Genomic DNA, 14,138 nt, shown 5'->3' with positions numbered 1-14,138 from the left:
GCATGGCTGCTGAAGAAATCAAGAAGGGGCTGGCCGGCGTCGTCGTGGACTACACCGCGATTTCCAAGGTCAATCCGGACACCAACTCGTTGCTGTACCGCGGGTATCCCGTGCAGGAACTCGCAGCCCGGTGCAGCTTCGAGGAAGTCGCCTACTTGCTGTGGAACGGCGAACTGCCGACGCCGGAGCAGCTCGCGGAGTTCACTGCCCGCGAGCGCGCCGGCCGCGCGCTGGACCCTGTGGTGAAGCAGGTGGTCGACACCCTGCCGCTGGAATCGCACCCAATGGATGTGTGCCGCACGGCCGCCTCCGTGATGGGGGCCCGGCACCCGCTGGCCGAGGACTCCTCGCCCGAGGCCAACATGAAGAAGGCCGTGGACCTGTTCGCCGCGATGCCCGCGATCGTCGCCTACGACCAGCGCCGCCGCCGCGGCCAGGACCTGGTCCCGCCGCGCGATGACCTGGGCTACTCGGCGAACTTCCTGTGGATGGCGTTCGGCGAGGATCCTGTAGAGGAGGTCGTGAAGGCCTTCAACGTCTCGATGATCCTGTACGCCGAGCACTCCTTCAACGCGTCCACCTTCACGGCGCGCGTGGTCACCTCCACGTTGTCCGACCTCCACTCCGCCGTTACGGCCGCCATCGGTGCCCTCAAGGGCCCGCTGCACGGCGGCGCCAACGAGGCCGTGATGCACACCTTCGACGAAATCGGCATCCGCGCCGAAGAGTCCATGGAGGACGCCGCGGCCCGGGCGAGGGCCTGGATGGAGCAGGCCCTCGCGCAGAAGAAGAAGGTCATGGGCTTCGGCCACCGGGTCTACAAGCACGGCGATTCCCGGGTGCCCACCATGAAGGCCGCCTTGGACAAGATGATCGCCCACTACGGCCGGCCGGAACTGCTGGGGCTCTACAACGGCCTGGAACAGGCCATGGACGAGGCCAAGGGCATCAAGCCGAACCTCGACTACCCCGCCGGGCCCACCTACCACCTGATGGGCTTCGACACCCCCACCTTCACTCCCTTGTTCGTGGCCAGCCGCATCACCGGCTGGACCGCCCACGTCATGGAACAGCTCGGTTCCAATTCGCTGATCCGCCCGCTGAGCGAATACAACGGCGTGGACGAGCGGCACCTTCCCTGACAGGAACCACGACGGCGGAAACAACGACGGCGGGCCGGTCACCTGATGGTGGCCGGCCCGGCGTGCTGTTCAGTGCATCAGCTAGCGGTGCGTCACGTGGCTGACCGTGCTGTTGTCGTCGTTGAGGACAACGTCGATGTCGAGGATGCCGCCGCCCAGTGCCATGGGCAACCAATGCTCGGCGTCCTGCCACATGCGTTCGACGGGCAAGGCGTCCGCCGCGAACCACTCCGGCGCGATTTCCGGGCTTTCCCGCGGTTCGCCTTCCCAGCGCGTGGTCATGAACAAGCGGGTGGACATATTCCACTCGGGTCGCGCGGGGAACACAAACCGGACCGTGCCGGCGTCCACCAGGTCCGTTTCCCGGACCGTCACCCCGGACTCCTCGAAGACTTCCCGGCAGGCGGCTTCGGCGTCGCTTTCGCCTGGCTCGACGTGCCCGCCCAGGCCCACCACCTTGCCCGCGCCGAATCCTGTCTTCTTCTGTCCGAGCAGGACCTCGCGGCCGCCGTCGGGCATGTCCCGGACCAGGAAGCAAAGGGTGACGGCGGCGAATTCCATGTCCCCCACCCTATCGCCGGTACGGGTCTCACTGGCCGACTGAATAGTCGCGTCCCTGGATCTTGAGCGAGGTGATCATCGCCTTGACCTGCCGGTATTCCTCACTGTTCCGGTAGGCGATGGCTTCATCCATGGTGTTGAAGACCAGGACGCCTTCGGCTTTCGCTTCCTGTTCGCTGAGATCGGAGCGCATCTGCACGCCGCTGGCGAACATGTAGGTGGGCGATTCCTCCGGACCGTTGACCACGTTGTAGATGAGGCAGGCCTTCCCGTCCGCGCCGCCCACGGTGCTGGTCAGGCCGTAGGAGGCCAGGACCTTCCCGTTGCTTTCCATGGCCCGGTAGGCAAAGCGGGGCGTGATGACGCCTTCGAACGCCTCGTTGTAGGGCAAGGGAACCTCGACGTAATCGAGCACCGTGTATGGGACCGGCGTGGCGCAGCCGCCGCCGAGGCCGCCGCCCTGGGTTCCGAACACGAGTTCCGCAACCTTCTTGCCTGCGGCGTCGTTCACTGCCAGGTTCACGGCCCCCGGTGTGCTGCTTTCCTTCGATTGCACGGTCCACTGGGCCGGGTAGTTGAAGCTCACCCGTCCGTCCGGGCTGGTGTAGGTGCCCAGGCTTTGTGGAGCCCCGGTGGTTGCTGCCGCGGGGCCGTCACCCACCAGTTGCGGCCGGATTTCCACGGGGATGCCCTTCTCCGCGAATTCCTTGTCCATGGCCTGTTGCGGCGTGAGGTGCTGGCCGTTCTGCGAGACGTCGTTGTTCAGTGCCTGGAACTTCCAGCTGTAGACGCTGGACCACGGCTGCTGGAAATCCGTGAGGAAGCGCTTGTTGTCCTGCAGCTTGGCAATGTTGTACCAGGCGTCGCCGCCGTCCCCGGCCACGGTCCGGAACCCTTCCTCGGAGAGGACGTACGCGAGCCAGCCGTCCGCGCATCCCAGCACGGTGTAGTACTTCTGTTCCGCGGCCGGAATGGCTTCGGTCACGGGGTTCTGGGTGCTGCGGCGCAGGTCGATGTTGGCAACAGTGCACGCCACGCCGTTGGTGCTCAGGCCGGTGGTCTGCGTCGGTGTCGGCGTCGGGCTCGGGCTCGCGGAAATCGACGGTGTGCCGGTGTTGGCAGGATCCGGTGCCGGCTGCGGCACCAGGCTTCCGCCGATCACGACGGCGGCCGCAACGGCTGCGGCGGCGACCAGGGTTGCCGCGGCGGCACGCACGGCGGTGCGCCGCGCAGGCCTCCGGCCGGCCAGGGACACAACGTTCGGGTCGGTGGAGAACACGATGGAACGGGCCGAGTCGACGCCCGACGTGATACCCGGCTCGCCGACGCGCGGCTTGGCGTCTTTCATGAGTTGCTCGATGCGGTCCATGGCTAGCCCTTCCGTTCTGTCATGAGGTGTGAGGGGGCGGCTTTCGCGAAGGCCTTCCGTGCCCTGTGCAGCCGGACGGCGGCAGCGGAGGGCGAACATTCAAGGCTTTCGGCCAGCTCGGCGGTACTCAGGTCATCCCAGTAGCTGAGCATGAGCACTTCCCGGTCGCGGTCGTTCAGGCGCGTCAGGACATCGGCGACGGCGGCGCGCTGGCCGTCGTCGGCTGCTTCGCCTTGGGTGCGGGCTTCCTCCGCCAGCCGTTCGACGAGCTGTTCGCGGCGGCGCCGGCCCTTGTACTCATTGCCCAGCACGTTCCTGGCGGTCGCGATCAGCCAGCCGATGCCCGGCGGCTCCTCGAGTCGTTTTTCCCAGACGATGCGGAAGACGTCCGCGGCGAGCTCCTCCGCCCGCGCCTGGTCGTTGATGCGGTACGCGATGTAGTGATAGACCCGAGTGAAGTGCTGAGAGTGCAGCGCTATGAACTCGTGCTCCCTGGCAGCCAACATCTTTCTTGATCCCCCCGGACTCGATGGCTCGATTTTAAACACTTAGTGTCGCGGGAGCGGCGGTTTCTTACATCGCCTGGAAAAAATTTCCGGGATGCTCAGCCGAAGGCGCGGGGATGGGCGGCGGCGTACACTTCGCGGAGGGTATCAGCCGTGACCAGGGTGTACACCTGGGTGGTGGTCACGGACGCATGGCCCAGAAGTTCCTGGACCACACGGACGTCCGCACCGCCTTCCAGCAGGTGGGTGGCGAAGGAATGGCGCAGCGTGTGCGGCGAGACGTCCTTGGTGATCCTGGCCTTCTCCGCGGCGGTCTTCAGGATGGTCCACGCGCTCTGGCGGCTGATCCGCCCGCCCCGCGCGTTGAGGAAAAGGGCAGGGGTGCCCTTGCCCTTGCCGGCGAGGGTTGGCCGTCCGCGCACGAGGTAGGAGCCGACGGCACGTGCCCCGTAGGAACCCAACGGCACCAGGCGCTCCTTGGAGCCCTTGCCGAACAGCCGGACGATCGCTGGCCCGTCGGAGTCCTGCCCGTTGTCCTGCTGCAGGGCGACGTCGTCCACGTCGAGCCCCACGGCTTCGCTGATGCGTGCGCCGGTGGAGTAGAGGAATTCGAGCAGGGCGCGGTCGCGCAAACCTGTCGGGGTGTCCGTCCCTGCGGCTTCGAGAATCCGGGTGACCTCGTCCACGCTGATCGCCTTGGGCAGCCGTTTGCCGGGCATCGGCGGATGGACATCGCTGGCGGGATCCGCCGTCGTGGTTCCTTCGAGGGCCCAGAACTTGTGGAGGCCGCGCACAGCAACCACGGTCCGCGCGGCGGAGCGCACACCCAGGGCCGTGGCCCCGTCGGAACCGTCCGACAGCGCCTGCACGAATGCCGTGACGTCATGCCGGGTGACGTTGCCGGGCTTGTCGACGCCGGCGGCGGCGAGGAAGTTGGCGTAGCGCGAGAGGTCGCGCCGGTAGGCGGAGAGCGTGTTGCTGGCCAGGCCGCGTTCCACTCCCAGGTGCTGCAGGTAGTCGCTGACCCCCCGGTCGACGGCGGTAACCGCGCGTGTGCCTTCCCCCGGCTGCATGCTCAGCGCTGGCTGGGGTGGGCCGGCCAAGGTGTGTTGCCGGGCCGCAGTCCGGCGAAGCCGCCGGCGCGTGCGGCCGCGGCGGCAAGGATCCCGACGACGGCCGAGGGGTTGTGCAACCGGCCTTCCAGGACGGCGGCGACGGCGTCGTCCAAGGAGACCCAGCGCAGCTCGATTTCGGCTTCCTCGTCCGTGCGGACGTGGCGTTCGGCTTCCGGGACATCGGACAGGCCGCGGGCCAGGTAGATCCGGATCGCTTCGCTGGAGGAACCGGGCGAATTGAAGAAGTCCGCCAGGACGTTCCACTCTGCGGCCTGCAGGTCGGCTTCCTCCGCCAGTTCGCGCGCGGCGCCGGCGACGAAGTCCTCCCCCTCGATGTCCAGCAGGCCGGCGGGAATCTCCCAGAGGTCCATGCCCACCGGATGCCGGTACTGCTTGAGCAGCAGGATGTCGCCGTCGTCGTTCATCGGAAGGACGGCGACAGCGCCCGGGTGGTCGATGTAGTCGCGGACCAGGGTGCCGCTGTCCTCGGCGAGCTCGAAGGCGTCGCTGACAACGTCCCAGATCCGGCCCTCATAGACCTTGCTGGACGACAAAAGACGGCGCGGGCTCGGTGTGTCCGAAAACTGCCGGGAACTGCTGGAAGATTCGGAACTGCCGGGCATCGCGCCGTCCTTTGCGGGTGCTGTGTGAACTACTTTGCTGCTGCCGTTGCTTTGCTCGCCGTCTTGGCTGCCGCGGCGCCGCTTTGGCGGTCCAGGGCGGCCTTCACCAGGCCGGCGAACAGCGGGTGCGGGCGGGTCGGGCGGGAGCTGAGCTCGGGGTGCGCCTGCGTGGCCACGTAGTACGGGTGTACCTCGCGGGGCAGTTCGACGAACTCGACCAGCTTGCCGTCCGGGGAGGTGCCGGAGAACACCAGGCCTTCAGCGGCGATCTGCTCGCGGTACTTGTTGTTCACCTCGTAGCGGTGGCGGTGGCGTTCGCTGACCGCGGTGGCGCCGTAGGTTTCGGCAACAACCGAGCCTTCGTCCAGCTTGGCGTCGTACAGGCCCAGGCGCATCGTGCCGCCGAGGTCGCCCTTGCCGTCCACGATGTCCAACTGCTCTTCCATGGTGGCGATGACCGGGTACTTCGAATCCGGTTCGAACTCGCTCGAGGACGCACCTTCCAGGCCGACTACGTTGCGGGCATACTCGATCACCATGCACTGCAGGCCGAGGCACAGGCCAAGGACCGGGAGCTTGGTTTCGCGGGCGAACTTGAGGGCGCCGAGCTTGCCTTCAAGGCCCCGGATGCCGAATCCGCCCGGGACACAGATGGCGTCCACGCCGGCCAGGGACTTCTGGGCGCCTTCGAGAGTTTCGCACTCGTCGGAGGGGACCCAGCGGATCTTGACCTTGGCCTCGTTGGCGAAACCGCCGGCGCGCAGCGCCTCGGTCACGGAGAGGTAGGCGTCCGGCAGGTCGATGTACTTGCCCACCAGGGCAACCTCGACCTCGTGCTTGGGGTTGTGGACCGCTTCGAGCAGCTTGTCCCACTTGGTCCAGTCGACGTCCTTGAATGGCAGGTCCAGGGCGCGCACGATGTAGGAATCCAGACCCTGGGCGTGCAGGGTCTTGGGGATGTCGTAGATGCTCGGGGCGTCGGCGGCATTGATCACGGCGTCGATGTCGACGTCGCACATGCGGCCGATCTTCGCGCGCATCGCGTCGGGGACTTCGCGGTCCGAACGGATCACGATCGCCTCGGGCTGGATGCCGATGGAACGCAGGGCTGCCACGGAGTGCTGCGTGGGTTTGGTCTTCAGTTCCTGGGACGGGCCGATGTACGGCACCAGGGATACGTGCAGGAAGAAGGCGTTGTTGCGGCCGATGTCCTGACGGACTTGGCGGGCGGATTCCAGGAAGGGCTGGGATTCGATATCGCCTACGGTGCCGCCGATTTCGGTGATGATGACGTCCGGAGCGTTCTTGCCTTCGGCGGGCAGGCGCATGCGGCGCTTGATCTCATCGGTGATGTGCGGGATGACCTGGACGGTGTCGCCGAGGTATTCGCCGCGGCGTTCCTTGGCAATGACGGTCGAGTAGATCTGGCCGGTCGTGACGTTGGCCGAGCCTTCGAGATTTTCGTCGAGGAAGCGCTCGTAGTGTCCGATGTCGAGGTCGGTCTCGGCGCCGTCGTCGGTGACGAAGACTTCGCCGTGCTGGAAGGGATTCATCGTGCCCGGATCCACGTTGAGGTAGGGATCGAGCTTCTGCATAGTTACAGACAGACCGCGTGCCCGGAGCAGGTGGCCGAGGCTGGACGCCGTCAGTCCCTTTCCGAGCGAGGACGCCACACCGCCGGTGACAAAGATGTGTTTGGTCGTCTTGGACGAGCCCGGGAACCGGGAATTTACACGGGAATTAGATCGCTGCACCACGGAATTCGAGCTTATCATCAATTGCGCCTCCAAGGGTTCCGCCGCTTGTTTCCCCAAATGATCCATGCTCTCCTGCGGTGCCTCCCGCGGGCAAGAGCCTGCCGGCGGGAATTGCCGTCCCGGACCAGCCCCGGGGCCCCGCGCAGGCTACGCGGGCTGCGGCAGGAGCTTGGCGTCGTCGAGCAATTCCTGCGCGTGGGCGCGGGCGGACTCGGAATCTTCCTGTCCGGCGAGCATCCTCGCCAGCTCCCGCACGCGCTCATCCTCGTCCAGCAGCTGCACGTCGCTGGAGGTGAATCCGGTGGAGGTCTTGCCGTCCGCGCCCCGCACCGAGGTCTTGGTCACACGGATGTGCTGGTTGGCGAAAGCGGCCACCTGCGGCAGGTGCGTGACCACCAGGACCTGGACGTGGCGGGCCAGCATCGCGAGCCGGCGGCCGATTTCGACGGCGGCCTTGCCGCCCACGCCTGCATCGACCTCGTCGAAGACGAAGGTGGGGACCGGGTCCACCGCGGCAAGGACCACCTCGATGGCCAGCATCACGCGGGAAAGTTCGCCGCCCGATGCTCCCTTGCCGAGCGGACGAGCGGGCGCCCCCGAGTGCGGCTGCAGCAGGAACGCGACGTCATCCTGGCCGTGCGGGCCAAGGTCCCCGCTGTCCTGCACCTCGATCACCAGGGTGGCGTCGGCCATCGCAAGGGCGGTCAGTTCCGCGCTGACGCGCGTCGAGAGGCCCTTGGCCGCCTTGCCGCGGGCCTTGCTGATCCGGGCCGCCTGCTTGCGCAGTTCGGCCTCGGCGGACGTCACCGCGGCCTCCAGGGCTTCGATCCGGGAGGAGTCGTCCTGCAGTTCGTCCAGGCGGACCCGTGCAGTGGCGGCCCATTCCAGGACCTCGTCGATGCTGGGGGCATACTTGCGGATGAGCTTGGCCAGCACGGCCCGGCGTTCCTCGATCTCGGCAAGCCGTTCCGGGCCTTCGGAGTCGAGCGAAGCCTGGTAGCTGGAGAGTTCGGCGGCGATGTCGTTGAGCAGGAAGCCGACCTCGGCGAGCCGGGACGCCGCTGCCCCGAGCGCCTCGTCGTGCTCGGCCACCTGTTCCAGCAGCCGCTTGGCCGAATCGACCAGGGTGGTGGCGTCTCCGCTGTCGCCGAAGTCCTCGGCGATCAGGGCTTCGTGCGCGGCGGCCGCGGCGATGCGCAGTTCCTCCACGTTGGCGAGCTTCACGGCTTCACCCTTGAGGGCTTCGTCCTCGCCGGGCTGGGGATCGACGCCGTCGATCTCCTCCAGCGCCGCCTGCAGGGATTCGGCCTCGCGCAGGCGTTCCCGCGCCTCGCTGCGGAGGGTGTCCAGTTCGGCCTGGTCCGCTTTCCAGCGGCCGTAGAGCTCCTGGTAGCCGCCCAGGATTCCTGCGAGCTCGGCCCCGGCAAAACGGTCGAGTGCGTTCCGCTGCGCCGTGACGCTCTTGAGCCGGATCTGGTCCGATTGGCCGTGCACCACCACCAGGCTCTCGCCGAGTTCGGCGAGCACGCCGACGGGTGCCGAGCGGCCGCCCACGTACGCCCGGCTGCGGCCGTCTGCACCAACGGTGCGGGCGAGCAGGAGCTGCGCGCCGCCGTCGTACTCCTCTGCCTCGCCGCCGGCTTCCAAGGCGCGCCCGACGGCGGCGTGCCCGGGATCAAGGGTGAGCAGCGCCTCCGCGGAGGCGGACTTCGCCCCGGTCCGGACGGCGCCGGCATCGGAACGCGAGCCCAGCAGCAGCCCGACGGCGGTGACCACCATGGTCTTGCCGGCGCCGGTTTCGCCTGTGACGACGCTCAGCCCCGGGCCAAGCGGCAGGGTGGCGTCGGTGATGACGCCGAGGTCGCGGATGCGCAGTTCCTCGATCATGGATCAGCTCTCCTTTGTGGCTTCGCCGGGGTTTTCGTACCCGGGATCATGCGGACCCGGCAGGGGCGTGGGCATGGGCGTACGGACCACCGGGACGGGGCCGGTGTGGATCTCGGCCGAGCGCGGCACCGGGCCGCGCCAGCCGTGGATGGGAAGTTCGAACTTGCGGACCAGGCGGGCCGAGAATGGCGTCTGGTGGGTGCGGGCCAGGCGCACGGGCCGGGTGGAGCGGGTGACTTCCACACGGGCACCCGGCGGCAGGTCCACGGAGCGCCTGCCGTCGCACCAGAGCACGCCCTTGGCGTCGGTGCGGTTCAGGATCTCCACGGCGAGTTTGGAACGCGGGGATACCACCAGGGGCTTGGCGAAGAGCGCGTGGGCGCTGATGGGCACGATCACCAGGGCTTCGACCTCGGGCCACACGACGGGCCCGCCCGAGGAGAAGGCGTAGGCCGTGGAGCCGGTGGGGGTGGCCAGCACCACGCCGTCGCAGCCGAAGGAGGTCAGGGGGCGTTCGTCCACTTCGGTGACCACTTCGACCATGCGTTCCCGGTCCGCTTTTTCGATGGCGGCTTCGTTGAGGGCCCAGGTGTGCCAGATTTTCTGGCCCCGCACCCACACCTGGACGTCGATGGTCATGCGCTCTTCGACCGTGTATTCGCGGCTGGCGATCCAGTCCACGGTCTGGGTGAGGTCCGCCCGTTCGCTTTCGGCGAGGAAGCCCACGTGCCCCAGGTTCACGCCGAGCATCGGCACGTCGACCTCGCGGACCAGCTCCGCGGCGCGCAGGATGGTGCCGTCGCCGCCAAGGACCATGACGAGTTCCACGTCTTCGAGCCGGACGTCTTCATGCAGGATCTCGATCGGCTTGTCTACGTGGCCGAAGAAGCGTTCCACGTCAGCGAGCTCGGATTTCTGCATGACCGGTATCAGGCCCGAGGAATGCAGGGCGTCGCAGGCATCCCACGCCGCGCGGAGGGATTCTTCCCGCCCCGTGTGGGCAAGGACCAGTACGCGCCTGCTCATGGTTTTCCGTTCCGCTCGTGGCCTGTTTTCAGGTCCAGATCTTCGCCAACAGTGCGTCGACGTGCCCGTCGCGCTCTTCGATCTTAGGCAGGAGCGGCGACATCCTGCGCTTCATCCACAGGAAGTACTCCACATTTCCGTCCTGGCCGGGCAGCGGGCTTTCCGCCAGGCCGCACAAATCGAGCCCGGCATCCACTGCCGCGCGCGCCACACCGGCCACCGCCCGGCGTCGTTCTTCCGCGGAGGACACGACGCCGGTGCGGGACAGCCGTTCCCGGCCGACTTCGAACTGCGGCTTGACCATGAGCAACAGGTCTCCCCCGGGTTCGGTGCACGCTGTCAGCGGTTCCAGCACCAGGGTCAGGGAGATGAAGGACAGGTCCGCGACGGTGAGGGCGGCTTCGCCGCCGATCTGTGCGGGATCCATGTACCTGACGTTGAGGCCCTCATGGACGACGACGCGCGGATCCTCCCGCAGCACGGGCACCAGCTGGCCGTGCCCGACGTCGACCGCCACCACCTGCGCGGCGCCCCGCTTCAGGAGGACGTCGGTGAAGCCGCCGGTGGAGGCCCCGGCGTCCAGGCAGCGTTTGCCCCGGGCCAAAACGTCGGGGAACGCGTCGAGGGCACCGGCGAGCTTGTGGCCGGCGCGGCTGACGTAGGCGTCCTCGGCGTGGGCCTGGACTTCGAGGGCGGTCCCTTCCCCGCATTGGAGGGAGGCTTTGAGCAGCACGGTGCCGCCGGAGCTGACTTTGCCGTCGGCGATGAGCTTCGCCGCGTGGGTACGGGACCTCGCCAGCCCGCGGCTGACGAGTTCCTGGTCAAGGCGTGCCATCTATCAGCTTTCTCCGGTGTCCAGGGCCGACAGCAAGGCGTCGTGGATCTCCGTGTACAGCGCCAAGTGTTCCTCCACAGGCGTCGCCGGGAGATCCGCCAACCCGGCCGCAACCCTGTCCACCAGCGGATCACCGGTGGCTTCCGGCGGGTCCGGCCAGCGCATCTCTTCCCGGGGCCCGTTCACTTCAGTCATGCCAGCAGTCTAGTTTTCGATCCATTCCACACGCGGAGCCGTGGCTTCGGCGGCGTCCGGAGTGGCCGCCCACCACGCTGCACAGGCGGCGCGCCAGGAGTCCAGCTCGTCCGCCAGGCCCTCGACCGTGACGGTGCTGTCCTGCACGTACGCCGTGGAGTTGCCGCAACGGAAACGCCCGCCGTCCTCGCTGATCGCGGGGTACGGCTCGTACAGGGCCGTGAGGTCGGGAATCAGGTAGCTGGGGCGCTCCTGGCTGCGTGCGGCGAGGATCGACTCGCGGGTGTCGACGCCGGTGAGCACCGCCGCCGTCGCGAATCCGGCCCGGTTGCCGCCCAGGATGTCGGTGTCGAGGCGGTCCCCGACGACGAGCGGACGCTCAGATCCCAGCCGCTTGGCGGCCGCGTGGAAGAGCGGCGCCTCGGGCTTGCCTGCGACCCGCGGGGACTGGCCGGTGGCTGCGGAGACTGCTGCGACCAGGGTGCCGTTGCCCGGGGCCATGCCGCGGGCCTGGGGAATGGACATGTCCGTGTTGGTGGCAACCCACAGCGCCCCGCCGGCCACCACATAGGAGGCCTCAGCGAGCTGCTTCCAGCCGATTTCCGGGTTGAAGCCCTGGACGACGGCCACCGGTTGCCCGGTGGCGTCGTGGACGGGGACGAGTCCGACCAGTTCGATCTCGTGGGCAAGTGCGGCGCTGCCGGTGATCAGCACGTGCGAACCGGGCGCCAGCAATTCGGACAGGAGGACAGCCGCAGCCTGCGAAGAGCTCACCACCTGGCGGTCCTCGGCGGGGGCGCCAAGTTCACGCAGGTGCGCGGCCACCTGGGCCGGGGTGCGCGAGGCGTTGTTGGTCACGTACCCCAGGCCGACGCCGGCTTCCTCGAGCTTGGACAAGGACTCCACCGCGCCGGGAATGGCGTGCGGTCCGGCGTACACCACGCCATCCAGGTCGGAGAGAACAGAATCGAAACCCGCCAGCAGGGAGGGCTCAGTCATTCTGCTTGTCTCCCTCGGATTCCTGGCCGGTTTCGGTGTCCTCCAGGACGTCCTCTTCCACCGAGTCGTGGTCCGATTCGGCGTCGTCGGATTCAAAGTAATCGGATTCGACGTCGTCAAGTTCCACGTCGTCGCTTTCCGGGGCTTCCTCTTCGCGGACGGCGGGCCTTGCCTCTACCGCGTCCCCCTCTGCTTCAGGGGCAGCCGCCTCGTCGCGGCGGAAGCGCGGCTTGGCGGTCTCCTCCTCGTCTTCACCGAGGTCGATGATGTCCGGCTCCTCGAACTGGCCGACGCCCAGGGCGTCTTCGGCCACGACGGCCTGGCGCTCCCAGCGGCTGGCTTCCTCGCCACGGCCCGCGGCGGTCAGGGCCTCGGCGTAGGCGCGGAACAGGCGTGGGCTGTAGGAGAAGGCGCGGTTGATGTCCAACTGCGGAATCTCGAGTTCGGCGACTGCGGCGTCCAGCTGGCCCAGGTCGGCGCGGGCGCCGGAAGCGACGATGGCCAGTTCCACCTTGCCAGGGGCGTCGAGGTCCTGGGCTTCCGGGGAACGGACGACGTCGAGCGCGCGGTCCGGGCGGCCGAGGCCACGCTCGCAGTCGGCCATGACGGGCAGGTGCACGTTGGAGCCGCTGATCCGGCGGTAGGTGCGGAATTCGCGCAGTGCTTCGCCGTAGTGCCCGGCGGCGTAGGCGGTGAGGCCTACGGCTTCGCGGACAACGGCGAGGCGGCCGCCGCGGCGGCTGGCGGCAAGGGCGTGCTGGAAGGACAGTTCGGGGTCGATGTCCATGAGGCGGCCGGCCATCACCAGGTGCTTGGCAACCCAGCTCGCGTTAGTGCTTTCGAGGGTCTTGATCTGGTGCTTGGTGACGCGGTCCAGTTCCTGGCCCGTGACGTCGTCGTCGATTTCCGGTGAGCGTTCCCGGTCGGAGCGGTTGGCGCTGCGCAGGTCCGCGGCGTTGGGAACGCGGGCGGGACGCTCTTCGCGGGGGCCGTCGAAGTTGCGGGGGCCGCGTCCGGGGCGGTCCCCGAACTTACGGTCACGGTCGCCGAAGCTGCGACGCTCGCCATCGCGGGCAGGACGTTCGCCGAAACTGCGGCGCTCTTCGCCGTCACGACGCGGACGATCACCAAACGGCTTGCGGTCGCGGTCGAACGGCTTACGCTCCCCGAAGTTACGGTCACGGTCGCCATCGCGGGCAGGACGCTCACCAAAGCTACGGCGCTCACCATCACGGGCAGGACGCTCACCAAACGACTTACGGTCACGGTCGCCATCGCGGGCAGGACGCTCACCAAAGCTACGGCGCTCACCATCACGGGCAGGACGCTCACCAAACGACTTACGGTCACGGTCGCCAAAACTACGGCGCTCACCATCACGGGCCGGGCGTTCGCCGAACGGCTTACGGTCACGGTCGCCATCGCGGGCAGGACGCTCACCAAACGGCTTACGGTCACGCTCACCAAAGCTACGGCGCTCACCATCACGGGCCGAACGCTCACCAAAACCACGGCGCTCCTCACCCTCGCGGCGCGGGCCGCCGAAGCTGCGACGCTCTTCACCGTCACGGGCAGGACGGTCACCGAAAGGCTTACGCTCACGATCACCAAAAGGCTTACGCTCACCGAACTTCTTGCCGTCCCGATCACCAAAAGGCTTACGGTCCCGATCACCAAAAGGTTTGCCGTCCCGATCACCAAACGGCTTACGGTCCCGATCACCAAACGGCTTGCGGTCGCGCTGTCCGCCGGCGCCGCCTTCACGGTCGTCGCGGGAACGGAATCCGCGCGGATCGCCTCCGGAGTTGTTGTTGGCGCGGAAGGGACCGCGTTCTCCCCTGCCGCCACCGAAGTTGCCGCGGTTTCCGCCATTGTGCTCAGCCATGCTGGATTCCTCCTGTTGTGAGCCGACCACTGGCGCATGCGCAGCCGCTCGTATCCGTATTTTGTTCTCACGCCGCCGGGATCCGGCCCGTTTCTCTCCTGCAATTCTAGGCGACGGTTCCTTGCCTCCCGTATTTCGGGAGCGCTTTGGCGCCTTCCCGTGGGAAGCATCACAGCCGGAACGGGCGACGACGGCGGGGGTGCCTGCCGCCGTCGGCCTCCTTCGTGGCTGGTTCGTC

General features: G+C 67.7%; 13 protein-coding genes. 1 reads left to right on the top strand and 12 read right to left on the bottom strand.

The window, feature by feature from the left end:
* Window positions 1-2: 2 nt before the first annotated feature.
* Window positions 3-1,142, top strand: a complete 1,140-nt coding sequence (locus ACZ9CK_RS06420) for a bifunctional 2-methylcitrate synthase/citrate synthase (RefSeq protein WP_476049549.1) — start codon at window positions 3-5, stop codon at window positions 1,140-1,142.
* Window positions 1,143-1,223: 81 nt separating this feature from the next.
* Here the strand turns inward: ACZ9CK_RS06420 and ACZ9CK_RS06415 are convergent, their stop codons facing one another.
* From ACZ9CK_RS06415 to ACZ9CK_RS06360, 12 genes are all read right to left on the bottom strand, one after another.
* On the bottom strand, window positions 1,224-1,703 hold the full coding sequence (locus ACZ9CK_RS06415; RefSeq protein ID WP_426302940.1) for an 8-oxo-dGTP diphosphatase: 480 nt from the start codon (window positions 1,701-1,703) through the stop codon (window positions 1,224-1,226).
* 28 nt (window positions 1,704-1,731) lie between these two features.
* Window positions 1,732-3,072: a hypothetical protein gene (locus ACZ9CK_RS06410; RefSeq protein ID WP_476049548.1), complete on the bottom strand. Its 1,341-nt coding sequence runs from the start codon at window positions 3,070-3,072 to the stop codon at window positions 1,732-1,734.
* 2 nt (window positions 3,073-3,074) lie between these two features.
* Window positions 3,075-3,578, bottom strand: coding sequence for an RNA polymerase sigma factor (locus ACZ9CK_RS06405; RefSeq protein WP_476049547.1), 504 nt, complete (start codon window positions 3,576-3,578; stop codon window positions 3,075-3,077).
* Between the two features lie 98 nt (window positions 3,579-3,676).
* Window positions 3,677-4,651: a site-specific tyrosine recombinase XerD gene (gene xerD / locus ACZ9CK_RS06400; protein ID WP_426302937.1), complete on the bottom strand. Its 975-nt coding sequence runs from the start codon at window positions 4,649-4,651 to the stop codon at window positions 3,677-3,679.
* Between the two features lie 2 nt (window positions 4,652-4,653).
* Window positions 4,654-5,316, bottom strand: a complete 663-nt coding sequence (locus tag ACZ9CK_RS06395) for an NUDIX domain-containing protein (RefSeq protein ID WP_426302936.1) — start codon at window positions 5,314-5,316, stop codon at window positions 4,654-4,656.
* Between the two features lie 29 nt (window positions 5,317-5,345).
* On the bottom strand, window positions 5,346-7,091 hold the full coding sequence (locus ACZ9CK_RS06390) for a CTP synthase (RefSeq protein ID WP_426303424.1): 1,746 nt from the start codon (window positions 7,089-7,091) through the stop codon (window positions 5,346-5,348).
* Between the two features lie 129 nt (window positions 7,092-7,220).
* The gene (recN, locus tag ACZ9CK_RS06385) at window positions 7,221-8,960 is read right to left on the bottom strand and encodes a DNA repair protein RecN (protein WP_426302935.1); all 1,740 of its coding nucleotides are present in this window, start codon (window positions 8,958-8,960) and stop codon (window positions 7,221-7,223) included.
* Between the two features lie 3 nt (window positions 8,961-8,963).
* Window positions 8,964-9,986, bottom strand: a complete 1,023-nt coding sequence (locus tag ACZ9CK_RS06380) for an NAD kinase (protein WP_476049546.1) — start codon at window positions 9,984-9,986, stop codon at window positions 8,964-8,966.
* Window positions 9,987-10,014: 28 nt separating this feature from the next.
* Window positions 10,015-10,821: a TlyA family RNA methyltransferase gene (locus ACZ9CK_RS06375; protein ID WP_476049545.1), complete on the bottom strand. Its 807-nt coding sequence runs from the start codon at window positions 10,819-10,821 to the stop codon at window positions 10,015-10,017.
* 3 nt (window positions 10,822-10,824) lie between these two features.
* Complete coding sequence (locus ACZ9CK_RS06370) at window positions 10,825-11,016, bottom strand: hypothetical protein (protein WP_476049544.1); 192 nt, start codon at window positions 11,014-11,016, stop codon at window positions 10,825-10,827.
* Between the two features lie 9 nt (window positions 11,017-11,025).
* A complete protein-coding gene (locus ACZ9CK_RS06365; RefSeq protein ID WP_476049543.1) occupies window positions 11,026-12,015 on the bottom strand; it encodes an HAD-IIA family hydrolase in 990 nt (329 codons plus the stop codon).
* Entirely contained in the window at window positions 12,008-13,900 is a 1,893-nt protein-coding gene (locus ACZ9CK_RS06360; RefSeq protein WP_476049542.1) for a hypothetical protein, read from the bottom strand. Before ACZ9CK_RS06360 ends, ACZ9CK_RS06365 begins: the two co-directional genes overlap by 8 nt.
* Window positions 13,901-14,138 lie beyond the last annotated feature (238 nt).

Source organism: Arthrobacter sp. TE26545, from assembly GCF_056279005.1.
The sequence above is the reverse complement of the archived record's forward strand: the minus strand, read 5'-3'. Positions and strand labels throughout refer to the sequence as shown.

Bases quoted from the DNA above. Each gene is read 5' to 3' on its own strand.
- ACZ9CK_RS06420 (WP_476049549.1), top strand. From the start codon at position 3: ATGGCTGCTGAAGAAATCAAGAAGGGGCTGGCCGGCGTCGTCGTGGAC.
- ACZ9CK_RS06415 (WP_426302940.1), bottom strand. From the start codon at position 1,703: ATGGAATTCGCCGCCGTCACCCTTTGCTTCCTGGTCCGGGACATGCCC.
- ACZ9CK_RS06410 (WP_476049548.1), bottom strand. From the start codon at position 3,072: ATGGACCGCATCGAGCAACTCATGAAAGACGCCAAGCCGCGCGTCGGC.
- ACZ9CK_RS06405 (WP_476049547.1), bottom strand. From the start codon at position 3,578: ATGTTGGCTGCCAGGGAGCACGAGTTCATAGCGCTGCACTCTCAGCAC.
- xerD (WP_426302937.1), bottom strand. From the start codon at position 4,651: ATGCAGCCGGGGGAAGGCACACGCGCGGTTACCGCCGTCGACCGGGGG.
- ACZ9CK_RS06395 (WP_426302936.1), bottom strand. From the start codon at position 5,316: ATGCCCGGCAGTTCCGAATCTTCCAGCAGTTCCCGGCAGTTTTCGGAC.
- ACZ9CK_RS06390 (WP_426303424.1), bottom strand. From the start codon at position 7,091: ATGATAAGCTCGAATTCCGTGGTGCAGCGATCTAATTCCCGTGTAAAT.
- recN (WP_426302935.1), bottom strand. From the start codon at position 8,960: ATGATCGAGGAACTGCGCATCCGCGACCTCGGCGTCATCACCGACGCC.
- ACZ9CK_RS06380 (WP_476049546.1), bottom strand. From the start codon at position 9,986: ATGAGCAGGCGCGTACTGGTCCTTGCCCACACGGGGCGGGAAGAATCC.
- ACZ9CK_RS06375 (WP_476049545.1), bottom strand. From the start codon at position 10,821: ATGGCACGCCTTGACCAGGAACTCGTCAGCCGCGGGCTGGCGAGGTCC.
- ACZ9CK_RS06370 (WP_476049544.1), bottom strand. From the start codon at position 11,016: ATGACTGAAGTGAACGGGCCCCGGGAAGAGATGCGCTGGCCGGACCCG.
- ACZ9CK_RS06365 (WP_476049543.1), bottom strand. From the start codon at position 12,015: ATGACTGAGCCCTCCCTGCTGGCGGGTTTCGATTCTGTTCTCTCCGAC.
- ACZ9CK_RS06360 (WP_476049542.1), bottom strand. From the start codon at position 13,900: ATGGCTGAGCACAATGGCGGAAACCGCGGCAACTTCGGTGGCGGCAGG.